Consider the following 22,188-nt stretch of genomic DNA (forward strand, 5'->3'; position numbering starts at 1 on the left):
GCGTGGACCCGCCAGCGACAGGTTCGTGTGGCGCCCCAGGTCGCGGTTCGTGGCCGGGGGCGCCCGCCTGTTGCGCCCGCTCAGCGGGCCAGGCCGGCGAGCAGGTTCACCGTCGCCGCGATGATGATCGCGCCGAACAGGTACGACAGCAGCGCGTGCCGCAGCACCGTCCGACGCATCTCGTGGCTGGTCAGGTTCGTGTCGGACACCTGGAACGTGGCCCCCACGGTGAACGCCACGTAGGCGAAGTCCGCGTAGCAGGGCTGCCCCGGCTGGTTGAACTCGATGCCGCCGTCCGGACCGGTGTAGTACAGCCGGGCGTAGCGGGTGGTGAAGACGGTGTGCACCACGCACCAGGACAGCAGCACGCTCGCCATCCCCAACGCGCCGTACAGGTCCCTCGACAGCACCGGTTGCGCGGTGCGGGTGCCGATCAGCACCAACGCGACGGCCAGCAGACTGGCCAGGCAGGCCACCAGCAGCAGCACGTCGCGCACGGCCCGGTTCGGGTCCTCGTGCACCGCCAGCTCGCCGGTGCGCCGGGCGTCCAGCGGCCACAGCGTCCGCCAGACCAGCACCAGCCAGCTCACCGCCGCCGCGTCCCAGCCGACGAGCGGGCCGAGGCCGGGGGAGACCAGCGCGGCGAAGAGCCCGCCGACCACCACCCCGACCACGCCCATCACGGTCAGCTGGACGGCGGCCGGGGTGTGCCCGTGCGGTCCCCGCAGCGTCACGTCCGCCGTCCGGGTCGCCCGCCGTCCGCCGCGGGCGCGCTGCCCGCCGTCACCGCCGGCGGGTCAGATGCCGCGCAGGTGCTGGGACACCCGCGGGTGCCGATCGCGGGCCTGGGCGGCCCGCTGCGACGCGTCGACCTCCGGCGCGGCGTCGATGCCGGCGGAGCGGGCCACCTCGTTGCCGTTGGCGTAGTCCACCGGGGGCAGCGCGCGCAAGGCCCGCAGCACCTCCGGCGGCGCGCCCTCCCGTTCGGCCTCGCGCACGACGTCGTCCTTCTCCGCCGGGTAGTCCAGGCTCGACAGGTACTGCAGGACGTCGGTGTAACTCGCCATGGCGTGAGCTCCCTCGCCGCCTCGATATCCGGTCACGACCGGCGGCGGTTACCCCCTCGGCCCGGCCTCACGCGCCGTCCGGGCGGAAATCCGCGCCGTTTCCGGCCCCGCCCGGCGGGTACCCGACGCCTCCGACGTCGAAGGGAGCGCGCCCCGATGAACTACGACACCTTCGTCGACCAGGTGGCCCGGCGGACCCGGGTCGACTCCGAGCGGGCCGTGGCGTTGATCCACGCCACCCTGGAGACGCTGACCGAGCGGTTGACCGGGGGTGAGGTGCTCGACCTCGCCACCCAGTTGCCGACGCCGTTGCAGCTGGTCCTCAAACCCACCCCGAGCACCGAGGCGGCCGAGCGGTTCGGCGCCGCCGAGTTCGTCGCCCGGGTCGGGCGGCGCGCCGGGATCGACGAGACGGCGGCCCGCGACGCCGTCCGGGCGGTCTTCACCACCCTGCGCGAGGCGGTCAGCGGCGGTGAGTTCGACGACATGGTGGGCCAGTTCCCGCGCGACTACCGGGAGATGGTGGAGCCGGCGCTCGCCCCCGGCGCGAGCGTGCTGCGCCGCGCCTGAGCGCGTCCCCGCACCGGTGGGCGTGGCCCGCACACAGCCGTTGACCAGGGCAACCAGCTGGTGTGCCGGATTGGCGGCCGGTCTGAGCCTGCCCTAACCTTGACCGCACGAGGGGAGTACTTCCCACGAACCATGCCGGTCAGTACGGCGTGCCCCGGGCACGCCTCGGGTGGTTGCCCACGAAGTGTGGGTGAAGGAGACCTCGAACATGGCACGGTGTTCGAGGAGGCTCCATGACGGATGTGTCGTACCTGGCCGCCGATCTCCAGTCGGTCGGCACGCCCACGCTCTGGGCGGTCACCATCGCGGGCGTGCTCGCCCTGCTGGTGCTCGACTTCCTGGTGACCCGCCGCCCGCACGAGGTCTCGCTCAAGGAGGCCCTCGGCTGGTCGGCGTTCTACATCGCGCTGCCGCTGGCCTTCGGCGGCTGGCTCTGGTCGCGCTACGGCTCGCAACAGGGAGTGGAGTACCTCACCGGTTACCTGGTCGAGAAGTCCCTCTCGGTCGACAACCTCTTCGTCTTCATGCTGCTGCTGGCCGCCTTCGCGGTGCCGGCCGTGCTGGCCCAGCGGGTGCTGCTCTACGGCATCGCCGGCGCGCTGGTGCTCCGTGCGGTCTTCATCGCCCTGGGCGCCGCCGCGCTGCAGACCCTCGACTTCGCCTTCCTGCTCTTCGCCCTCATCCTGATCGTCACCGCGATCAAGCTGCTGCGCGACGCCCTCTCCGGGCACGAGCAGGAGGTCGACATCAACAAGATGCGGTCGGTGCGGCTGCTGCGCAAGTTCATGCCGGTGGTCGACGAGTACCACGGCACGAAGATGACCATCCGGCAGCACGGCAAGCGGGCGCTGACCCCGCTCGCCCTCGTGGTGGTCGCGGTCCTCGCCACCGACGTGGTCTTCGCCGTCGACTCGGTGCCCGCCGTCTACGGCATCACCGAGGACCCGTACCTGGTCTTCGCCACCAACGCCTTCGCCCTGCTCGGGCTGCGCGCGCTCTACTTCGTGCTGCACGCCGCGCTGAGCCGGCTGGTCCACCTCAGCTACGGCCTGGCGGCCATCCTGGCCTTCATCGGCGTCAAGCTGGGCCTGCACTGGGCGCACGGCATCTGGAAGGGCGTGCCGGAGATCCCGACGCTGGCCTCCCTCGGCGTCATCATCGGCGTCCTGGTGGTGGTCACCCTCACCAGCCTGCGCGCCACCCGCGAGCAGCCCCCCGGTGACCGTGAGGTGGTCGCCGAGCGGCGCTGACGCGGCGTCCGCCGCCGGCGGGGGTACGCGCGAACGCCTCCGTCCGCCCGTCGGCGGTGGTACGACTGACGGGTGGGAATCGTGTCACCGGGCTTCCAGGGCCGGCGCCGCTCCAGCGGGCCGGCCCTGCCGCCGGGGCAGTACCTGACCGAGGACTTCCCGGTGCTGTCGGCCGGGCCCACCCCGAAGGTGCCGCTGGACACCTGGGAGTTCGTGCTCGACACCGAGTCCGGCGCGGAGTTCCGCTGGAGCTGGCCGGAGTTCACCGGCCTGCCGCAGGAGACGCCGACGGTGGACATCCACTGCGTCACCCGCTGGTCCAAGCTGGGCACCAGCTGGCAGGGCGTCTCGCTGGACACCCTGCTCGACGGCGTGGACACCGCCGCCCGGTACGCGCTGGTCCACTCGTACGGCGGCTACACCACCAACCTGCCCCTGGACGACCTGCGCGGCGGCCGGGCGTGGGTGGTGCACACGTACGACGGCGCGCCGCTGCCGGCCGCGCACGGCGGCCCGGCCCGGCTGCTGGTACCGCACCTGTACCTGTGGAAGTCCGCGAAGTGGGTGCGCGGCATCCGGCTGCTCGTCGACGACCAGCCGGGCTTCTGGGAGACCGCCGGCTACCACGACTACGGCGACCCGTGGCGCGAGCAGCGCTACCAGGGTGACTGAGGTGGCCGCGTCCACCACCGGCGGCCCGGTGGCCGCCCCGCTGACCTGGCGGGTGGCCCGGCTGGCGCACCGCCGGGTCGAGACCCCGACCGCGCAGACCCTCGTCCTCGACCTGCCGGGCTGGCCGGGGCACCTGCCGGGGCAGCACGTCGACGTGCGGTTGACCGCCGAGGACGGTTACCAGGCCGCCCGGTCGTACTCGCTGGCCGGGCCCGCCGACGGGGAGCGGATCGCGCTGACCGTGCAGCGGGTGCCCGACGGCGAGGTGTCGCCGTACCTGATCGACACCTGGGCCGAGGGTGACCCGGTCCAGGTGCGCGGCCCGGTCGGCGGCTGGTTCGTCTGGCGGCCGGAGGAGCGCGCGCCGGTGCTGCTGGTGGCCGGCGGCTCCGGAGTGGTGCCGCTGATGGCGATGGTCCGCGCCCGGCGGGCCGCCGGTAGCCGGGCGCCGTTCCGGCTGATCTACTCGGTGCGCACCCCGGCCGACGTCATCTACGCCGACGAGCTGCGTCGCCGTGCCCGCGACGACCAGGGCCTCGACGTGGCGTACGTGTACACCCGGCAGGCGCCCGACCGATGGCGGGGCGAGCCGCACCGGATCGGGCTGGCCGACGTCGACACCCACGGCTGGCCGCCCGAACTGGAGCCGCTCTGCTACGTCTGCGGCCCCACCGGCTTCGTGGAGACCGTCGCGGACCTGCTGGTGGGGCTGGGACACCGGACCCGGCGGGTACGCACCGAACGCTTCGGCCCCACCGGCTGAACGGCGAGGAGACCCGATGACCGACATGTCCTACCTGGACGGCAACATGCTCGACGGCCCGCTGCGCGAACTCTTCGCCGTCGACCTGAGCGCCGCCACGGGGCGCTGTGACAACTGCGGGATGCTCGGTCCGATGGCGGGGCTGCACGTCTTCTCCCACGCCCCGGGGCTGGTGGGGCGATGTCCGTCCTGCGCCGAGGTGATGCTGCGGCTGGTCCGCGCTCCCGACCGGGCCTGGCTGGACCTGCGCGGCGCCACCTTCCTACAGGTGCCGATGCCCCTCGACCGACCGCTGCCCCGCTGACCGCCGGCGCCCCCGCCAGCCGCGCCGACCGCCGTCGGGTCGGCCCGCGCCGTACCGGTCGTGGCGCATCCCGGTGGACACCGTGGCGGGCGGCCGGCGAGAGTGGTCCGTCGTGAGATACCTGCGCAGTGCCGGCACCGTCGGCATCCGCCGCCCCCGGCCCACCGACGCCGCCGAGTTCGTCGCCGCCGCCCGCCGCAGCCGTGAGCTGCACCATCCCTGGCTCGCCGCGCCGGACACCCCGGAGAAGTTCGTCGCGTACCTGGCGAAGGCCCGCCGTCGCGACCAGCAGAGCTTCCTCGTCTGCGACCGGCCGAGCGGACAGATCGCCGGCTACGTCAACATCGGCGGGATCATCATGGGCCCGCTGCGCGGCGGCTTCATGGGCTACGCCGCGTTCCTGCCGTACGCCGGGACCGGACACGCCTCGACCGGCATCGGGCTGGTGCTGGCGTACGCCTTCGACACGCTCGGCCTGCACCGCGTGGAGGCGAACATCCAGCCGGGCAACGAGCCGTCGCGGCGGGTGGCCCGCAAGCTCGGCTTCCGGCAGGAGGGGTACTCGCCGGACTACCTGTTCATCGACGGCGCCTGGCGCGACCACGAACGCTGGGCGATCACCGCCCCGGCGTCCGACGGGTGAGCGCCGGGGCGGCCCGCGACCGCCCCGGCCCTGCTCAGCGGCCCGGTCCGCGCGCCTGCGGGCGCTGCCCGCCGAGCCGCTCGATGCGGCCCTGCTTGTGCTCCACCCGCCGGCGCTGACGGGGCGTGAGCTGCTTGCGCCCGCTCTGCCGCAGGTAGATCGGCTGTCGGTGGTCGTTGGACATCGGCATGGTCATGTGGCTGTCCTCCCTCCGGCTGGAGATGGCGGTGGACCACCACGCTGCGCCGGCGCCGGGTGAGACGACCCCACCCGGGCAGGGTGAGCCGGCGAGACGGCGACCGGACCGGTCGCCGTCTCGCCTCAGGACGTCAGATCCGGGAGGTGAAGGCGGCCAGGAACCGGTGCGGGGTGATCACCCCGGCGTTGTCGAAGCAGTTCACGTCCACCTCGGCGTCGAGCGCGTACGACCACGGCTGGGTCAGGTGGCAGTAGTTCGACCCGTCGCCCTGCGCCACCACCTGGACGTGCGTCTCCTTGGCGCCGAGCTGCGGGAACCTCGCCAGGTAACGGCCGGCGGGCGCGATCGCCACGACGGTGTTGACGCCGACGCCGAGCACCGAGTTGTCGTTGGTCGGGCCACCGACGGCGGTGCCCAGGTGACCGAAGCGGGTCGGCGGGGCGAGCGAGCCGATCACCGACCGGTCCCGGTGGTACGACAGGGTGAAGTCGCTGTCCGCCGGCGCGCCGGTCTGGTCGAAGCAGTTGACGTACACGACCACGTCGGTGCCCGCGGCGAACCACTGCAGGACCTTGCACCGGCGCTGCACCGCGTTCGGGTGCACGGCGGTGACCTGCACGTTGCCGGCGAGCACGCCGGCCAGCCCGACCCCCGGCAGCTTCACCGAGTACTGCCCGAGGAGCAGGTGGGCGACGCCGTTCGCCGCGCCGGTCGAGTTGTACGACTGGGCGACCCCGCCGCCGGCCTCGTGGACCCAGGCGTGGGAGGTGCCCGCCGGCAGCACCCCGGAGCTGGTCGTCCAGAGCACGGTGAACGGGGTGTCGTCGCGCTCACCGCCCGGCTTGTGGCACTGCACGTCGACGATCTGGTCCGCCCCGGACTGGTACCAGCGGACCACCTCGCAGTAGTGGCCGGTCCGGTTCACCGGTGTCACGTGCGGCACCCCGCGCGAGCCGGTGCCGATCTGCGGGAACCGGACCAGGAACCGGCCCGGCGCGATCTTGGCGCCCTGCGCCCAGGCGGCGGGGAACGCCGTCTTCCAGCTGCCCCACTGCCGGCTGGTGTCGAGCACCGTCCACGCCGGCACGGTCGGGTCCTTGACGTACGCGAAGCCCCACCGGTCGGCGGTGGCCGCCGCGGCCGGGGTGGCCGCGACCGCGCCGACCGCCAGGACGGCGGCGAGCGCGGCGGCGGCGAGCGAACGGAGTCGCATGTTTCCTCCTGTGACGAGAGCCGTGTCGCCCAGGAGCGTGCGCCGCCGCCGGTCCGGTCACTGTCGGCTACCGCACCGTGACCTGTCGGGAGTGCGCCGCTGTCAACTCCCCGGCTTCGCCGAGCGCGCCGGGGCAGCGGTGTGCTGCACGCTCCACCGCGGGGACGCCGAGGAGAAGCGGCGACCACCGCATTCGACACGAGGGTTTCACCCGGACCGGGTGATGCCCGGCTCGCCCCCGGCCTTCCTACCGTGAGTGCCATGGCTGCCGTCCGCCCGACCCCGGCCGACCCGATCCCGGGCGTGTTCGTCGCCGACCGCGAGACCGGTGACCAACGTGCCATGCCACCGGAGCTCGGCCCGGACTCGATGGCCGTGCTCAGCGGCCCCACCTTCATGTACTCCGACCGGGCCGGGGACGTGCCACCCGGCGGCATCGGCGGCCTGGTCCACCTGGACACCCGCCTGATCAGCGGCTGGGTGCTCACCATCAACGGCAACCGGCTGCTGGTGCTGCGCGCCGAGACCATCGACCACTACTCCGCCCAGTTCATCCTCACCAGCCCCGAGCTGCCCGGGCTCGCGCCGGACACCGTCGGCGTGCGTCGGCTGCGCTACGTCGGGCAGGGTTTCCACGAGCGGATCGAGCTGCTGTCGTACAAGGCCGAGCCGTGCACCGTCGAGCTGCGGCTGGCCGTCCGCGCCGACTTCGCCGACCTGTTCGAGGTCAAGTCCGGGGTGCGCGACCGGTCCGCCTCCATCCTGCGACAGCACACCCCGGAGCAGCTCCTCTTCTCCTACGACCACGAGGACTTCTCCGCCTGGACCACCGTGCGCTGCTCCATCCCCGCCGACCGGGTCGAGGGCGACGACCTGGTGTGGCAGGTGACGCTCGACCCCCGCCAGCAGTGGCAGCTCGACCTGCGCGTGCCGCTGCCACCCGGGATGGGCGTCGTCGAGACCGGGCGCGCCGACTTCGCCGAGGTCGTCCACGGCCGCCGGAACGACCCGATCCGGCGCTGGATCGAGACCCGGGCGAAGCTGCGCAGCGACCACCCGAGCCTGGAGCGGGCCATCCGACAGTCCCGCTACGACCTGGCCGCGCTGCGGCTGGACCTGGAGGTCCGGGGCCAGCGCATCATGCTGCCCGGCGCCGGCCTGCCCTGGTTCCTCACCCTCTTCGGCCGGGACACCCTGATCACCGCGTACCAGACCCTGTCGGCCGGGCCGATGCTCGCCCAGGGCGCGCTGTTGGCGCTGGCCCGCCTGCAGGGCAAGCGCTGCGACAACTTCACCGATGAGGAGCCCGGCCGGATCCTGCACGAGGTACGCAGCGGCGAGCTGACCCGCACCGGCCGCAAGCCGTACGCCCCGTACTACGGCACCGCCGACGCCACCCAGCTCTGGCTGATCCTGCTGTCCGAGTACTGGCGCTGGACCGGCGACGACGACCTGGTCCGGTCGCTGCGGGACAACGCGATGGCGGCGCTGAACTGGATCGACCACTTCGGCGACCGGGACGGCGACGGCTACGTCGAGTACGCCACCCGCTCGCCGGAAGGGCTGGGCAACCAGTGCTGGCGCGACTCGCCGGACGGGGTCCGCTTCTCCGACGGCCGGATCCCGGTGCTGCCCATCGCCACCTGCGAGATCCAGGGCTACACGTACGACGCGAAACTGCGCCTGGCGGAGCTGGCCGACGGTCCGCTGGGCGATCCGGCGCTGGCGGCCCGGCTGCGCGCGGAGGCCGCCCGGCTGTACGAGCGGTTCAACCGGGACTTCTGGCTCGACGAGCGCGGCGGTTTCTACGCCGTCGGGCTGGACGGCGACAAGAACCCGATCGATTCCAAGACCTCCAACATGGGCCACCTGCTCTGGAGCGGCATCGTCCCGCCCGAACGGGCCGAGCGGGTGGTGCGTCAGCTGATGCACCCCGACATGTTCTCCGGCTGGGGCATTCGCACCCTGTCCCGGGAGGACCGGCCGTTCAACGCCCTCGGTTACCACCTGGGCACGGTCTGGCCGCACGACAACTCCCTGGCCGTGCTCGGCATGGCCCGCTACGGCTTCCGCGCCGAGGCGAACCAGGTGAGCCTGGCCCTGCTCGACGTCGCCGAGCAGTTCGACCACCGGCTGCCGGAGGCGCTCAGCGGGTACCCGCGCGAGCGCACCCTGTTCGCCGTGCCCTACCCGACGGCGTGCAGCCCGCAGGCGTGGGCCGCCGGCGCCCCGCTGGCCCTGGCCCGGGCGATGGCGGGCCTGAACCCGGTGGACGGCCGGCTCGTGCTCGATCCGGACATCCCGCCGGAGGTGGGGCGGATCCACGTCGAGAAGGTCCGCGCGTTCGGCCGGCTGTGGGAACTCGAGGCGATCGGCCGCACCGGGCACATCCGGCTCCAGGACGATCCGGCCTGACCGGGTCCGTCCCGCTCCGCGACGCTGGGGCCGGACCGGGCACGTTTGCTCGGGCACGCGACGGGAACGGCAGCGGGCATGACGAAACCTCGTGTGGTGATCGTGGGGGCCGGGTTCGCCGGTTACCACGCGGCGAAGACGTTGAGCCGGCTGGCCCGCGACCGCGCCGAGATCGTGGTGCTGAACTCCACCGACTACTTCCTCTACCTGCCGCTGCTGCCGGAGGTGGCCGCCGGAGTGGTGGAGCCGACCCGGATCTCGGTGCCGCTCACCGGCACCCTCGACGGGGTGCGGGTCATCGTCGGGGAGGCCGACCACGTCGACCTGCAGAACCGCTGGGTGGGTTTCACCCAGCCCGAGGGCGACCGCGGGCGGATCGCGTACGACCGGCTGGTGCTCTGCGTCGGCAGCGTCAACAAGCTGCTGCCGATCCCCGGGGTGACCGAGTACGCGCACGGCTTCCGCGGCCTGCCCGAGGCGGTCTACCTGCACGACCACGTGATCCGCCAGATCGAGCTGGCCGAGCAGGCCGAGGACCCGGCCGAGCAGCGGTCCCGCTCCACCTTCGTGGTGGTCGGCGCCGGGTACACCGGCACGGAGGTGGCCGCGCACGGACAGCTCTTCACCGACCGGCTCGTCGCCCAGCGGCCGCACCTGAAGATCCGGCCGCGCTGGATGCTACTCGACGTCGCGCCCCGGCCCCTGCCGGAGCTGGACGAGCGGATGTCCGACACCGCCGACCGGGTGCTGCGCCGCCGGGGCCTGGACGTGCGGATGGGCACCTCGGTCGCCGAGGCCACCCCGGACGGCGTGATGCTCACCGACGGCGAGTACGTTCCGACCTGCAGCCTGATCTGGTGCGTCGGTGTGCGTCCCGACCCGTTCGTGGCCGAGCTGGGCCTGCGTACGGAGAAGGGCCGGCTGGTGACCGACGAGTACCTCAACGTCCCCGGCTTCCCCGAGGTGTACGCCTGCGGCGACGCGGCCGCCGTGCCCGACCTGACCCGCCCCGGGGAGATCTGCACGATGACCGCGCAGCACGCCCAGCGCCAGGGCAAGCTCGCCGCACACAACATCGCCGCCTCCTACGGGCAGGGCAGGCGCAAGCCGTACAAGCACCACGACCTCGGCTGGGTGGTGGACCTCGGCGGCAAGGACGCGGCGGCGAACCCGCTCAAGCTGTCGATGTCCGGGCTGCCGGCCAAGGCCGTCACCCGCGGCTACCACCTGCTGGCCATGCCGGGCAACCGGGCCCGGGTGGGCGCCGACTGGCTGCTCGACGCCACGCTGCCCCGCTCGGCGACCCAGCTGGGGCTGGTCCCGGCGCACGCCGTACCGCTGGAGAGTTCGTCGCCGGAGGTGCCGGTCCGGGTACGGGCCTGACTGGTCCAGGACCGGCCGGCGGGTCACCCGTCGGCCGGTCCGGCGTCCGGCTCGGTGGGGGCGGGCAGCGTCCGGGCCCCGCTGGTCGGCGTGAACTCGCGTAGCAGCACCTGGCCGATGCCGGCGGCGGGGATGGCCAGCAGCGCGCCGACCAGTCCGGCCAGCTCGGCGGCGAGCAGCACGCTGACCAGGACGGTCAGCGGGTTGAGCCGGACCGCGCGGGCCATGATGACCGGTTGCAGCAGGTGGTTCTCCACCTGCTGGTAGACGACGAAGAAGACCAGCACCACGATGCCGGCGGTGGGGGAGTGCAGGAACGCCGCCCCGGCCGCGACCAGTGCGCCGAGGGTCGCCCCGACCAGCGGGATGAGGTCGGCGACGGCGACGACCAGCGCGATCACCGCGGCGAACGGCACCCCGGCGAGGGCGAGCACCAGGTACGTCAGGCCGCCGCAGATCACGCTGATCAGCAGGTTGCCACTCAGGTATCCGGTGATCGTGCGGGAGATCTCGCGACCGATCCGGTGCAGCCGCTCGGCCGGCCCGTCGCCGACCAGGCGCAGCACGGCCCGCACGATCCGCGGCGCCTCCAGCACCATCAGGTACGCCAGCACGATCACCGTGACCAGTCCGGCGAGGGTCTCCAGCACGCCGCGGACCAGCCCGACGGCGGGTGCGCGCAGTTCACCGCCGTACCGCTGCACCTGCTCGGAGTGACGGCGGGCGTAGTCGAGCAGCCCGAGGCGCGCCAGCAGTTCCCCGAGCGGCCCCCGGCCGTCCCGGGTCTCGGCCAGCAGCTCCGGCGCCCGGTCGACGAACCGGCCCAGCTCGTCCAGCAGCGGTACCACGATCAGCGCGCCCAGCCCGCCGAGCAGGACGAACGCGGCGAGGAAGACCAGCAGCGTGGCCAGTGCCCGGTGCCGTACCAGTCCGCGTTGCAGGCGATCGACGAGCGGGCTGAGCGCGACAGCCAGGAAGGCGGCGACGAGAATCCAGATCAGCACCCGTCGGGTGGCCCAGACCAGCGTCAGCCCGAGCGCGGTGCCGAGCACCAGCCCGATGACGATCAGCGCCCGGCGGGCCGTGGACCGGTCGTCGGCGGTGCTCATCCGGCGCGGCTACCCGGGCCGACCGCCCCGAAACCCCGCCGGTCGCCGCCGCCGGTCGCCGCCCGGGACCGTCGTCGGGTGTCCCGGTCCGTGACCGGCTCGGCCGTTCGGGGAGAGGTGTCGACGGCTCAGCCGGCCAGCGAAGCGTCGGTGGCCGGCCGGGCGCCGCCGACGAACGCGTCCAGTTCCCCGCCGTACAGCACGCCGCCGGGCACCGGGTCGGCCGCCACCCGCCCGGCGAGCCGGCGGACCGGCAGGCGGCCGGGGCGGTGGGCGGCGGCGAGCACAACGTTGCCGTAGCGGCGGCCCCGCAGCATCCGGCGGTCGGCCACCAGGCAGACGTCGGCGAAGACCGCCCGCAGGGTCGCCACCTGCACCCGGGTGAAGACCAGCGGCGGCAGGTCGGTCACGTTGACCAGGTACACCCCGTCGGGACGCAGCGTGCGGGCCACTTCGGTGACGAACTCCCGGCTCGCCACGTGGCCCGGCATCCGCGCGGCCCGGTAGATGTCGGCGAGCACCAGGTCGTGGCGGTGCGCGGGGGCCGCGGTCACCGCGTCCCGGGCGTCGGCGATGTCGACGTGGACCGGCGCCGGCGGCGCCGGTAGTTCGCGGTCGACCAGGTCCACCACGGCGGCGTCCCGCTCGACGACCCGCTGTGCGGAGCCGGGGCGGGTCGCCGCCACGTACCGGGGAAGGGTCAGCGCGCCGCCGCCCAGGTGCAGCACGTCGAGGGGCAGCCCGGCCGGCGCGGCCAGGTCGATCACGGCGGCCATCCGGCGGACGTACTCGAAGTGCAGGTGACGAGGGTCGGCCACGTCGACGTACGACTGGGCCACGCCCCCGGCGAGCAGGATCCGACCCGTGCGGCGGGCCGGGTCGACGACCAGGTCCGGCCGGTCGTCGGCGGCGCTGTCCATGGGCGGCAGGCTAGCGGACGCGCCGCCGCCACCCGGGCCGGCGCCGACCCGGGCGGCCACCGGGCCGGCGGGCACCCGCCCACCGGCCCGGGTGACGTCGGCTCAGCCGGCGGCCATCCCCGCGCCGGCCTCGTCGATCGCGTCGTCGACCCGGTGCGCCAGTTCGACGTCCGCCGCGGTCACCGCGTCGGCCTGCTGACTGCGCACGGTCAGCACCGCGTTGTCCGGGTCGGGCCGGCCGATCTGCGGCCCGCGACCGGCCTGTGCGCGGAGCAGGTCGAGCCGGTCGAGCACCCGGTCCAGGTTGTCCGGTGGCAGCTCGATGGTGCGCACCAGCGACCGCCGGTCGCTGGACCAGTACGGCAGGTCGTCCAGAGCGGCGCGCAGCTCCGCCTCGCTGAGCGGGGCGGTGGCGCTGGACGGCCCCACCAGGCCCCCGCCGACCTCGGCCGGGCCGAGCAGGTCGCGCAGCCCGTCCGGCACGTGCAGCGACCCGACCAGGTCACCGTCGTGCTCCGCGAGCGCGGCGAGGGTCGCCTCCGCCTGGTAGCGGGCCTGTTCCGGGGAGCGCCCGCTGATCCGGCCCACCTCGGCCAGGAAGCCGGGCAGGTCACGGTGGCGCTCGATGCCGTCGACCGGCACCACATCGTGCAGCTTCACCGGCACCGCCTCCAGCAGCCGCGCGCGTTCGCCCTCGTCGAGGGCCCAGGCCAGGGCGAGCACGGTGGCCTCCGCGCCCACCTTGGCGGTGCGGAAGTCCACCCCCGCGCGGCGGCTCACCTCGTCGACCAGCTCGCGGTAGCCCATCGGGGTCACCTCGCCCTGCCCCGGCTCGGGGCGGGGCCGGTTGGCCGTGGCCACGGTGGCGGCCGGCGGCGCCGGCCCGCCCCGGGTGCTGTCCGGCTTGTGCCGGCCGGCCGGCGGCGGGCCGGACCGCTTGCCCCGGTCCAGGCTGGTGAGCTGCTTGGAGGCGCTCAGGCTGGTGCCCGCCTCGCTCGGCTGCCGACCCTGCTCGCGGGCCTGGCGGGCCAGGGCCCGGCGGCGCTGGTTGTCGCCCTCCATCTGCTTGCGCATGGTCGACCTCGCTCCACTGTCGGGTTCACCGTCGCCGCTGGCGTTCCCGTCGCCGCGAGGAAGGTAACGGGGTGAGCCGGGGTCGCCGGGTTCATTCCGCCGGGGTGAGGGGCGCTCACCCGGAGGGGCCGCACGATCAGGCTGACCGGAAGTCTTCCGAGCAACGCGGAAGGGAAGGTCGTCATGAAGAGGATCGTCGAGATCGTCCCCGCCCGTCCGGGTTGGTACGCCCGCTGGCAGGTCACGCCCGAGCAGACCCGGTGCTACCCGGTGAGCCTGTGGGCGCTGGTCGAGGGGCCGGAAGGATCCGACCGCGAGGTGGTCGGCGTGGACTGCGCCGGTCAGTGGCCCGGGGCGGACGACAACGAGGCGGGTGGGGACTTCGTCCGGTACCTGTTCCAGACGCCCGATTCCGGTCGGCCGGAGGACGCCGAGCCGCCGTCGACGGCCGAGCTGCGCGAGAGCGGCCCCCGGCTCCAGCCGGTCACCACCACCTAGACCCTCCTCCCGGCCCCCGGCCCCTGGTCCCAGGGTCGGGGGCCACCCCGGCTCCCGGCCGGGGCGGCTCAGCCGGCTTCGCGCGCCTCGTCGCCGATCGCCGGACGCTCGACGGCCAGCAGTTCGGTGAGGCCGGTGCGGTCCAGCAACTGCTGGAGCTGCGGGCCGACCCCGGCGAGGCGGACCGCGCCGGCACCGGCGAGCACCACGAACGCGCTCAGCCCGGAGGAGTCGCAGAGACCGACGCGGGCCAGGTCGATCAGCAGCTCGTGGCAGCCGTCCGCGCGCGCCTCGGCGGCGGCGGCGACCAGTTCGGGTGCGGTGTCGAAGTCGAGGTCGCCGGTCAGCCGCAGCCGGGCGCGCCCGGCGTCGAGCCGGGTCACCTCGATGGACAACAGCTGAGAGGGCATGAATACATGTTCCCAGCTTCCGGTGTCCGGGAAACGCCCGGGGGGTTCAGGCGGACGCGGCCGGGCGGCCGTACGCCCCGGTCTCCGGCCGTTCGCCGGTGAGCGGGCGGGCCAGCAGGCCGGTGACGCCGGTCATGTCGAGGATGGTGTCCAGGAACCGGGGCGTGGAGCGCAGCCGGATGAGGGTGCCGCTGTGCTGCCCCTCACGCCACGCGTGCACGATGACCGACAGCCCGGTGCTGTCGATGAAGAGCAGGTCGGTGAAGTCGAGCACGAGCACCGGCGGGCGCTGCGTCAGGGCCCGGTCGACCTCGGCGCGCAGCGGGGCGGCAGTGGTGAAGGCGAGGTCCCCGCCGACGGAGATGACCGGGGCGTCCGGGTCCGACCGGTCGACCGACATGGTCAGCGGAGTCGCCTCGGCTTTGCTCCCATGGGGCACCACACGATCACCTTTCCGCAGGGCTGCCTTTCCGGGAGCGTAACAACCCCCGTCGTGCCCCGCCCGGCACGCGCGGCCGGGCCTCGGCGGCAGCGTGGAGTGGCGGTACCGGGATACCGGCGTAGGGTGGGGCCGAGGAGATTGGAACATACGGACCATTACCGCGGGACCGTGGGTGTCGACACGAGGAGTGGGGCTCAGCTGGTGACTGCTGCCGACGTCAGGGGCGCCGACCCGGGCGACGGACGGCTCTCCACGCCGAGCGACGTCCGGGTCCCGGCGCGGTCCGCCGAGGCCGTCGTGCGGCCCTCGTCGGCGCTGCCGCCACTGGCCCCCGACCGTGGGCATCCCGAGCCCGACTGGTCCGAGGTGGTCGAGCACTTCCGGGAAGGTCTGATCGTCTGCGATCCCGACGGTGTGGTGCGCCACCTCAGCCCGGTGGCCGAGCGCCTGCTGCCCGAGGTCGCCCAGGGCCGGGCGCTGACCGCCTCCGGCGTGCCCGCCCTGCGTTCCGGCGGGGCCGGTGAGTTCGCCCACCACGGCCGTCGGTTGCGGATCCGGGAGGTGCCGCTCTCCGGGGGCCGCCGGTGCCACTACGTCGAGGACGTCTCCGAGAGCGTCACCCGCGCCGACGCGCTGCTGGCCGAGCGGGCCCGCTCGGCCTTCCTCGCCGTGGTCGGCGAGAAGCTCGGCAACCCGCTGCACCCCGACCGGGCCGCCGCCGCGGTGGTCCGGCTGACCGTGCCCACGCTGGCCGACGTCGCCGTGCTGGTGCTGGCCCCCCGCTCGGGACGGGCCCGGTGGTGGCGGGCGAGCCGGGCCGACGACGAGGCGCCCGCGGTGGACAGCGGCGTGCTCTCCGCCACCGCGCTGCCCCCGGCGATCGCCGAGGGGCTCTCCGGCGTCGAGCCGCACGCCGTCGACTGGCTGGTCGAGCAGGCGGTGGACGCCGGCTGGTTGCCGGGCCTGGAGGCCCGCGAGGTCGTCGCCCGGGTGGTGCCGCTGCCCGGCCGGGAGGCCCCGGCGGGCGTGCTGCTGGTCGCCCGCCGTTCCACCCGCTGGTTCGACGAGGACGACGTCGAGCTGGTGCGGGCCTTCGCGGCCCGGGCCGGCGCGGCGCTGACCACGGCGGTGCTCTACCGGGACCAGGCCGAGGTGGCCGACACGCTCCAGGCGAGTCTGCTGCCGGTCGAGCCGGTCACCGTCGCGGGCGTGCAGTGGGGCACCGCGTACCGGCCGGCGCAGGCGAGCCTGCGCATCGGCGGTGACTTCTACGGTTCGCACCGGCTGCCCGACGGCGGCTCGGTGTTCTTCCTCGGCGACGTCTCCGGCAAGGGGGTCGAGGCGGCGGTCTTCACCGGCCAGCTGCGGCAGTGCCTGCAGGCGCTGCACCGGGTGGAGTCGCATCCCGGCCGGCTGCTCAAGCTGCTCAACGACGCGCTGCTGGAGACCACCCAGGCCCACGGTCAGGGCCGGTTCGCCACCATGGTGCTCGGTGTGGTCCGGCCCCAGCGAGACGGTGCCCTCACCCTGACCATGGCCGGCGGGGGTCACCTGCCGCCGCTGGTGCTGCGTGCCGCGGGCGAGGTGGAGGTGGTGCCGCTGAGCGGCATGCTGATCGGGGTGGTGCCCGACCCACGCATCGGCGAGGTGACCGTACGCCTGGAGCCCGGGGAGACCTGCCTGCTCTACAGCGACGGGGTGACCGAGGCGCGCGGCGGCCGGCGCGGCGACGAGCAGTTCGGGCACGAACGGCTGGTCAACGCGGTGACCGATTGCCAGCGGGTGCCGGCGCCGGCACTCGCCGAGCGGATCGAGCAGGTGACCTGCGACTGGCTGGCCCACGGCGACCACGACGACATCGCGGTGCTGGCGCTGCGGGCCACCGGCCCGGGCGGGCGTCCGCCGCGGCACCTGCACGCCGTACCCGCAGTGGGTGGGCCTGCCGAGCAGAGGGAGACGCGACAGTGACCGCCGCGACCACTCAGGCCGACCCGTCGGCGGCGTACGCGCAGTTCCTGGACGCGCTGGCGGAGGCCGACGAGTACGCGGCGATCGAGGTGGCCGGCCGGCTGCTCGACGCGGGGGTGCCGGCCGAGCGGGTGTTGCTCGACCTGGTCGCCCCGGCCCAGGCCGAGGTGGGCGAGCGGTGGGCCCGCAACGAGTGGAGCGTGGCCCAGGAGCACGCCGCCACCCACATCAGCGAGCGGGTGGTGGCGGCGATCGCCGCGCGGGCCAATCCTCGTCCCACCCGGGGTCGGGTGGTGGTGGCGTGCATGGACGGGGAGTGGCACGCGCTGCCACCTCGGCTGGTGGCGGAGGTGCTGCGGCTGCGGGGCTGGCAGGTGACCTTCCTGGGGGCGAGTGTGCCCGCCGCGCACCTGGTGTCGTACCTGCACCGGCACGACGCGCACGCGGTGGCGCTGGCCTGCGCGCTGCCGATGCGGCTGCCGCACGCGCACCGCATGATCGAGGCCTGCCGCCGCTCCGACGTGCCGGTCGTGGTCGGCGGCCGCGGCTTCGGCGACGACGGCCGGTGGGCCCGAGCCCTGGGGGTGGCCTGGGCGCCGGACGCGCCGACCGCGGCCGACCTGGTGGCCGACGAGCGGGCGTTGCGCCGGGTGCGCCCGGCCGAGCTGCCCCACCTCGCCGACGACGAGTACGCCAGCCTGGTGCGGCGCCGCGGCGAGCTGATCGACTCGGCGCTGGCCGACCTGCACGAGCGGGTGCCCGCGGTCGAGGCCTACACCCCGGCCCAGTTGGACTCGACGATCAGCGACCTGGGCTACATCGTGGACTTCCTCGCCGCCGCCCTGTACGTCGACGACGACTCGCTCTTCACCGACTTCGTCGACTGGCTCGCGCAGATCCTCTCCAGCCGGGGCGTGCCGGCCGGGGCGGTGGGGCTGACCCTGGGGCACTACCATCGGCTGCTGCGCGACTTCCCGCGCGCCGGGCGGTTCCTGGCGCTCGGCGAGGCCCGGGTCGCCGCCCTGCGCGACACCGCTCGGGGCTGACCCGGCGGTGCCGTCGCGGGACGGCCCCCTGCGTATACTTGCTCCACTGCAAGGGTCCGCCTGCGGTGTGAGCGAGAGGGACGACATTGACCTTCGCGGTCACGCACAGCCCGCGCGATGGTGGCGGGGTCTGCCTGCGGCTCGTCGGCGAGCTGGACGTGAGCACGGCGGGGGAGCTGAACGAGGCCATCGACCGGCTGGCCGCCGAAGGTGAGCGTCACCTGCTGCTCGACCTCACCGAGTTGACCTTCTGCGACTCCACCGGCATCGCGGCGTTCGTCCGGGGCGACAACCGCGCGTCGGCCGACGACGGGTGGTTGCGGGTCACCGGAGCGACCGGCCGGGTGGACCGGGTGCTCCAGGTCACCGGCCTGGCGGACGTGCTGCGATACCGACCGGACACGGTGGACCCGGCGTCACGATCCGGCCGGTGATCGGTTAGATTTCCCCGCCAGCGGGTGACCGAGACCGTTGTCCCCGACCGCCGACACGAGACAGGTACATCCCATGGGCCCAGCTGCCGTGAATCCCGTCCGGATCCTCGTCGTCGACGACGACCCGGGTGACGTCCTGATGATCGAGGAGGCGCTGGCGGACTCCGAGATCGAGAAGGTCATCGACGTGGTCAACGACGGCCAGGAGGCGATGGAGTTCCTGCGCCAGGAGGGCCGGCACACCGAGGCCCGGCGGCCGGACGTGATCCTGCTGGACCTGAACATGCCCCGGATGGACGGGCGGCAGGTGCTCGGTGAGGTCAAGCGGGACGAGGACCTGCGGACCATCCCGATCGTGGTGCTCACCACCTCCAACGCCGACAACGACATCGTCGGCAGCTACACCCTGCAGGCCAACGCGTACGTGACGAAGCCGATCGACCTGGACGACTTCAACGACGTGGTGCGCCGCATCGACGAGTTCTTCGGCCGCGTGGTCGTGCTGCCCAAGCGCTCCTGAACGACCGCGCCCCGGCGCGCCCTCAGTTACTGAACATTTTTCCCGAACCACTCCGGTGGTCGCCGGCAGCCGCCAGGATCGAACTGGGGAAAGACGTACCAGCTTCCTGGGGGGCGACAGTATGAGGTTCTCCGTCGTTGAGACCGGCTACGACCAGCGGCAGGTGGATTCGTGCCTGGATGAGCTCGGGATCCGGTTGACCCGGCTGGCGGCGCGCGCCGAGGTCGCCGCCGGGGCGGGCCGGGAGTGGGACCAGATCCGGCAGGAGGCGGCGCTGCTGCGCGGGCTGGTCGACCGCCAGGGCGCGCCCACGGACGGCGGCGCGGTGGCGGCACGCCGGGACGCGTCGGCCGTCGAGCGGGAGGCCGCCGAGATCCTGGCGCAGGCCCGCAGCGAGCTGGACGCGGCACGCGAGGAGGCCCGGCAGGTCCGGGAGCGGGTGTACGCCGAGGCGATGCAGGCCCGCCGTGAGTTCGAGGTCGCGCTGCACGAGCGGCGTCGTCGGGAGGCCCGGGTCGACCGGATCCTCGCCGGCCTGCCCGGGGAGGCGGTGCCGGCGGACACGCCGACCGCCGCGGCGTCGACGGGCGGGGTGCCGGCGACCCGGGTCGCCACGGGCACCGCTGAGGTGTCGGTCGAACGGCCCGAGCCCGGCACCCGGGTGGCCTGACCGCCGGGCTCAGATCAGCGCCGCCACCACCGTGGTGGCCCGCTGTTCATGCTTGGCGTACGCGTCGGGGAAGGCGGAGATCTGCACCGCCTGGGCCGCGGCGGTGACGCTCATGTCCTGCCACCCGGGGACCTCGAGCAGCGCCGTGTAGAACGCCCGGGCGGCGTACGCCGGGCGCATCAGTTGGGCCACCGTGCCCCAGCCGCTGCTGGGGCGCTGCTGGAACAGCCCGACGGAGTCGTGGTCGGAGCCGCTGCCCTGGTGCGGGTGGTCGAACGACTCGGGCAGCACGTCGCTGGCCAGGTTGTGCAGGTTGCTCTCCTGCATCGCGGTGGCGATCGCGACGACCAGCCCGCGCTTCGGCACGCCCATGTCGACGCCTACGTCGACGATCACCTTGGCGTTGTCCATCTGCGCCTGGGTCAGGCCGGCGACGGGGCGGGGTCGTACCGGCCGGGCCGGCCTCGGTTTCGGTTTCGGCTTGCGGGTGGCGGCCGGGCTGGGCGTGGCGGCGGGGACCGGGACGGCGAGCGGGGACGCGCCGCGGTCCAGGGAGCGGGAGGCCCGCTCGTCGGCCGCGGCGCGTTCGGCCAGCACCTCGCGCAGCGGCTCCGTGCGGTGCTCGCTCTCCTGTGTGCCGGCGAACGCCACCAGGCCGAGACAGCAGGTCACCCCGCCGGCGAGGACGACCCGGGCGGGTGTGGACGCCAGCAGCGCGCGGGCGCCGCGCCGGGGCGGCTCCGGGGCCCGGTGGCGGCCGATCCTCCGTTCGCCCGAGGGGGCACCGGCTGGACGGGTAGCCCGTCGGGCCGCGGTCGACTGCTGCTCAGGGGAGTGATCGGCAGGCACCCGCCGAGGCTAGAGAGCCGTACGGCCCGTGCCATCGGGGTGATTAGTGGCATGCGCCACAATTCGCCATGATCGGCAGGGGCAATCTCCCTATTCGATCTCGAACCGTACCAGCCCGGCAATCCTGTCTTGTCGCTCATGTCGTTCTTGCTCGAAGCAATCCGGCAAGCGTCAGGGAGGAGGGTGTCCGGCCGCAGCCTCCTCCGTTCGGTCGACGGCCACCGGGCCGTACCGCCGACCCCCGAACCGGTCGGGTGGCGGAGTCACCGGCGGCCGTCCACCGCCGTCGGTACGATGCGGACGGTGACCAGCGTCATGATCGACGAGCCGGCCGCGGCCAGTCCGGCCCGCGCCGCCGACCGGCGTGGACTCGTCGTCGTCCTGCTCGCCCTACTGCTGGCCGCGGTGCTCGCCGGCCACCGCGCGGTGCCGAACGTGCACGGGTTCGGCAGTCTGCTCGACAGCGTCTCCCCGCTGCTGGGCCTCGCGGTGCCGGCGCTGGCGCTCGGCGCGCTGCTGCGCCGCTCCCGGCGGGCGCTGCTGGCGGTGGCCCTTCCGGGCGTGGTCTGGGCGCTCGCGCACGGCGGCGCCTGGCTGCCGCCGGCCGCCGGCTCCGGGCCGACCGGGATCCGGGTGGCCAGCCAGAACCTGCGGGCCGGCAACCCCGATCCGGCCGCGACCGTGGCGCCGCTGGCCCGCTCCGGAGCCGACCTGATCGCGTTGCAGGAGGTCGACGACGGCGACCGCCTCGCCGGGTTGCGCGAGCGCTACCCGCACCGGGCGGAGGTCTCCACGGTGGCCCTCTGGAGCCGGTACCCGATCACCGACTCCACCGGGGTAGACACCGGGCTGGGCTGGACCCGGGGGCTGCGGGCGGTCGTCGCCGCGCCGGAGGGGGAACTGGTGGTCTACGCGGTCCACCTCGGCTCGGCGCGGGCCGGCGACACCGCCACCCGGGACGAGACGGTGCGTGCCCTGGCCCGCGCGGTCCGTGCCGACCGCGCCGAGCGGCTGCTGGTGCTCGGGGACCTCAACACGGCCAGCACCGACCGGGTCTTCAGCCCGCTGACCCGGCTGCTGGGCGACGCCCACGCCCAGGCGGGGCGCGGCTTCGGCTTCACCTGGCCGTCGGCGGTGCCGGTGACCCGCCCCGACCACGTGCTCTACCGGGGGCTCACCCCGACCGCGGCCGGAGTGGCCCGTACCCCGGGCACCGACCACCGGGCGGTGACCGCGGGTTTCCGCTGGTGACGCTCAGCGCCGTACGCCGTCGGCGGGCGTCACGGTCAACCGGTGCCGGGTGGCGTCGCCGCTGGAGAAGGGCCAGATGCGGTCGGCGTACTCGACCAGGTCGGCCAACTGCTCGCGGCTCAGCCCGGCCGACGAGATCGACGCGTGCACGTCCGCCCGGTAGCGGCCGTCGTCGTCGCGGCCCAGCTTCGCCTCGGCGGTGACCTGGACCGTGTGCGCCTCGTCGGTGATCTCCCCGGCCGCCTCCACCGCCGCATGGTGCAGGCAGGAGGCGAACGCGGCGGCCAGCAGCTGCTCGGGCGTCAGGCCCGTGCAGTGCGGCGCGAGCGGCGACGCCAGCGCGCTGGACAGGCCACCGTCGTCGGTGCGTACGTGACCACCTGAGGCGGTGGCCGTGGCCTCATGCAGCCAGGAACTCGGATCCGGCATCACGTTCCTCCCGTCACTCACCGGCCGGGGTTCCCGGCCTCGATCGGGTGAAACGCGGCGGAGCGCGCCGCCGCCGGGTCGGTCGTGGG

At 74.1% G+C, this 22,188-nt stretch carries 26 protein-coding genes; 15 read left to right on the forward strand and 11 right to left on the reverse strand.

Going from position 1 to position 22,188, the window contains the following annotated elements; genetic code table 11:
• Positions 1–80: 80 nt before the first annotated feature.
• Together ACPFP2_RS16245 and ACPFP2_RS16250 are read right to left on the reverse strand one after the other, a co-directional pair.
• Positions 81–734: a DUF1345 domain-containing protein gene (locus tag ACPFP2_RS16245; RefSeq protein WP_424090004.1), complete on the reverse strand. Its 654-nt coding sequence runs from the start codon at positions 732–734 to the stop codon at positions 81–83.
• Positions 735–797: 63 nt separating this feature from the next.
• Entirely contained in the window at positions 798–1,067 is a 270-nt protein-coding gene (locus ACPFP2_RS16250) for a DUF2795 domain-containing protein (RefSeq protein ID WP_424090005.1), read from the reverse strand.
• Between the two features lie 156 nt (positions 1,068–1,223).
• Between ACPFP2_RS16250 and ACPFP2_RS16255 the strand changes: the two genes are divergently transcribed.
• The 6 genes from ACPFP2_RS16255 to ACPFP2_RS16280 all read left to right on the forward strand — a co-directional run bounded on the left by ACPFP2_RS16255 (position 1,224) and on the right by ACPFP2_RS16280 (position 5,269).
• Positions 1,224–1,637 (forward strand): DUF2267 domain-containing protein, encoded by a 414-nt coding sequence (locus ACPFP2_RS16255; protein WP_424090006.1) that lies wholly within the window; start codon positions 1,224–1,226, stop codon positions 1,635–1,637.
• Between the two features lie 233 nt (positions 1,638–1,870).
• Entirely contained in the window at positions 1,871–2,887 is a 1,017-nt protein-coding gene (locus ACPFP2_RS16260; protein WP_424090007.1) for a TerC/Alx family metal homeostasis membrane protein, read from the forward strand.
• A gap of 81 nt (positions 2,888–2,968) precedes the next feature.
• A complete protein-coding gene (locus ACPFP2_RS16265) occupies positions 2,969–3,559 on the forward strand; it encodes a sulfite oxidase-like oxidoreductase (protein WP_424090045.1) in 591 nt (196 codons plus the stop codon).
• 1 nt (position 3,560) lies between these two features.
• Positions 3,561–4,322: a ferredoxin reductase gene (locus ACPFP2_RS16270; RefSeq protein WP_424090008.1), complete on the forward strand. Its 762-nt coding sequence runs from the start codon at positions 3,561–3,563 to the stop codon at positions 4,320–4,322.
• Between the two features lie 16 nt (positions 4,323–4,338).
• A complete protein-coding gene (locus ACPFP2_RS16275; protein WP_424090009.1) occupies positions 4,339–4,626 on the forward strand; it encodes a DUF6510 family protein in 288 nt (95 codons plus the stop codon).
• Between the two features lie 112 nt (positions 4,627–4,738).
• The gene (locus tag ACPFP2_RS16280) at positions 4,739–5,269 is read left to right on the forward strand and encodes a GNAT family N-acetyltransferase (protein ID WP_424090010.1); all 531 of its coding nucleotides are present in this window, start codon (positions 4,739–4,741) and stop codon (positions 5,267–5,269) included.
• A 34-nt stretch (positions 5,270–5,303) separates the two neighbouring features.
• On the opposite strand, the gene ACPFP2_RS16285 is transcribed toward ACPFP2_RS16280, so the two are convergent.
• Positions 5,304–5,465: a hypothetical protein gene (locus ACPFP2_RS16285; protein ID WP_424090011.1), complete on the reverse strand. Its 162-nt coding sequence runs from the start codon at positions 5,463–5,465 to the stop codon at positions 5,304–5,306.
• Between the two features lie 133 nt (positions 5,466–5,598).
• The gene (locus tag ACPFP2_RS16290; protein WP_424090012.1) at positions 5,599–6,681 is read right to left on the reverse strand and encodes a hypothetical protein; all 1,083 of its coding nucleotides are present in this window, start codon (positions 6,679–6,681) and stop codon (positions 5,599–5,601) included.
• A 261-nt stretch (positions 6,682–6,942) separates the two neighbouring features.
• Between ACPFP2_RS16290 and ACPFP2_RS16295 the strand changes: the two genes are divergently transcribed.
• Together ACPFP2_RS16295 and ACPFP2_RS16300 are read left to right on the forward strand one after the other, a co-directional pair.
• Positions 6,943–9,096 (forward strand): glycogen debranching N-terminal domain-containing protein, encoded by a 2,154-nt coding sequence (locus ACPFP2_RS16295; RefSeq protein ID WP_424090013.1) that lies wholly within the window; start codon positions 6,943–6,945, stop codon positions 9,094–9,096.
• Positions 9,097–9,174: 78 nt separating this feature from the next.
• A complete protein-coding gene (locus ACPFP2_RS16300; RefSeq protein WP_424090014.1) occupies positions 9,175–10,479 on the forward strand; it encodes an NAD(P)/FAD-dependent oxidoreductase in 1,305 nt (434 codons plus the stop codon).
• A gap of 23 nt (positions 10,480–10,502) precedes the next feature.
• Here the strand turns inward: ACPFP2_RS16300 and ACPFP2_RS16305 are convergent, their stop codons facing one another.
• The 3 genes from ACPFP2_RS16305 to ACPFP2_RS16315 all read right to left on the reverse strand — a co-directional run bounded on the left by ACPFP2_RS16305 (position 10,503) and on the right by ACPFP2_RS16315 (position 13,582).
• The gene (locus ACPFP2_RS16305; RefSeq protein WP_424090015.1) at positions 10,503–11,588 is read right to left on the reverse strand and encodes an AI-2E family transporter; all 1,086 of its coding nucleotides are present in this window, start codon (positions 11,586–11,588) and stop codon (positions 10,503–10,505) included.
• A gap of 128 nt (positions 11,589–11,716) precedes the next feature.
• Positions 11,717–12,508 carry a spermidine synthase gene (locus tag ACPFP2_RS16310; RefSeq protein ID WP_424090016.1) on the reverse strand — a complete coding sequence of 264 codons (792 nt, stop codon included), beginning with the start codon at positions 12,506–12,508 and terminating at the stop codon, positions 11,717–11,719.
• A 102-nt stretch (positions 12,509–12,610) separates the two neighbouring features.
• Positions 12,611–13,582: a DUF2267 domain-containing protein gene (locus ACPFP2_RS16315; protein WP_424090017.1), complete on the reverse strand. Its 972-nt coding sequence runs from the start codon at positions 13,580–13,582 to the stop codon at positions 12,611–12,613.
• Positions 13,583–13,765: 183 nt separating this feature from the next.
• On the opposite strand from ACPFP2_RS16315, the gene ACPFP2_RS16320 reads away from it, so the two are divergent.
• Positions 13,766–14,080 (forward strand): hypothetical protein, encoded by a 315-nt coding sequence (locus tag ACPFP2_RS16320; RefSeq protein ID WP_424090018.1) that lies wholly within the window; start codon positions 13,766–13,768, stop codon positions 14,078–14,080.
• 68 nt (positions 14,081–14,148) lie between these two features.
• Here ACPFP2_RS16320 and ACPFP2_RS16325 read toward each other — a convergent pair whose 3' ends face one another.
• Together ACPFP2_RS16325 and ACPFP2_RS16330 are read right to left on the reverse strand one after the other, a co-directional pair.
• The gene (locus tag ACPFP2_RS16325) at positions 14,149–14,490 is read right to left on the reverse strand and encodes an STAS domain-containing protein (RefSeq protein ID WP_424090019.1); all 342 of its coding nucleotides are present in this window, start codon (positions 14,488–14,490) and stop codon (positions 14,149–14,151) included.
• 46 nt (positions 14,491–14,536) lie between these two features.
• The gene (locus ACPFP2_RS16330) at positions 14,537–14,929 is read right to left on the reverse strand and encodes an STAS domain-containing protein (protein ID WP_424090020.1); all 393 of its coding nucleotides are present in this window, start codon (positions 14,927–14,929) and stop codon (positions 14,537–14,539) included.
• A gap of 204 nt (positions 14,930–15,133) precedes the next feature.
• Between ACPFP2_RS16330 and ACPFP2_RS16335 the strand changes: the two genes are divergently transcribed.
• From ACPFP2_RS16335 to ACPFP2_RS16355, 5 genes are all read left to right on the forward strand, one after another.
• Positions 15,134–16,900, forward strand: a complete 1,767-nt coding sequence (locus ACPFP2_RS16335; RefSeq protein ID WP_424090021.1) for a SpoIIE family protein phosphatase — start codon at positions 15,134–15,136, stop codon at positions 16,898–16,900.
• Positions 16,897–17,946, forward strand: a complete 1,050-nt coding sequence (locus ACPFP2_RS16340; RefSeq protein ID WP_424090022.1) for a cobalamin B12-binding domain-containing protein — start codon at positions 16,897–16,899, stop codon at positions 17,944–17,946. Before ACPFP2_RS16335 ends, ACPFP2_RS16340 begins: the two co-directional genes overlap by 4 nt.
• An 86-nt stretch (positions 17,947–18,032) precedes the next feature.
• Positions 18,033–18,380 (forward strand): STAS domain-containing protein, encoded by a 348-nt coding sequence (locus ACPFP2_RS16345; RefSeq protein WP_424090023.1) that lies wholly within the window; start codon positions 18,033–18,035, stop codon positions 18,378–18,380.
• Between the two features lie 73 nt (positions 18,381–18,453).
• Positions 18,454–18,900 (forward strand): response regulator, encoded by a 447-nt coding sequence (locus ACPFP2_RS16350; RefSeq protein ID WP_424090024.1) that lies wholly within the window; start codon positions 18,454–18,456, stop codon positions 18,898–18,900.
• A 121-nt stretch (positions 18,901–19,021) separates the two neighbouring features.
• Positions 19,022–19,570 (forward strand): ATPase, encoded by a 549-nt coding sequence (locus tag ACPFP2_RS16355; protein WP_424090025.1) that lies wholly within the window; start codon positions 19,022–19,024, stop codon positions 19,568–19,570.
• Positions 19,571–19,579: 9 nt separating this feature from the next.
• Here ACPFP2_RS16355 and ACPFP2_RS16360 read toward each other — a convergent pair whose 3' ends face one another.
• Positions 19,580–20,419 carry a hypothetical protein gene (locus tag ACPFP2_RS16360; RefSeq protein WP_424090026.1) on the reverse strand — a complete coding sequence of 280 codons (840 nt, stop codon included), beginning with the start codon at positions 20,417–20,419 and terminating at the stop codon, positions 19,580–19,582.
• A 303-nt stretch (positions 20,420–20,722) separates the two neighbouring features.
• Between ACPFP2_RS16360 and ACPFP2_RS16365 the strand changes: the two genes are divergently transcribed.
• Positions 20,723–21,670 (forward strand): endonuclease/exonuclease/phosphatase family protein, encoded by a 948-nt coding sequence (locus ACPFP2_RS16365; RefSeq protein ID WP_424090027.1) that lies wholly within the window; start codon positions 20,723–20,725, stop codon positions 21,668–21,670.
• A 3-nt stretch (positions 21,671–21,673) separates the two neighbouring features.
• On the opposite strand, the gene ACPFP2_RS16370 is transcribed toward ACPFP2_RS16365, so the two are convergent.
• Entirely contained in the window at positions 21,674–22,099 is a 426-nt protein-coding gene (locus ACPFP2_RS16370; RefSeq protein WP_424090028.1) for an OsmC family protein, read from the reverse strand.
• Positions 22,100–22,188: the final 89 nt, after the last annotated feature.

The sequence above is a fragment of the Micromonospora citrea genome (assembly GCF_049629545.1).
GTDB lineage: Bacteria > Actinomycetota > Actinomycetes > Mycobacteriales > Micromonosporaceae > Micromonospora > Micromonospora citrea_A.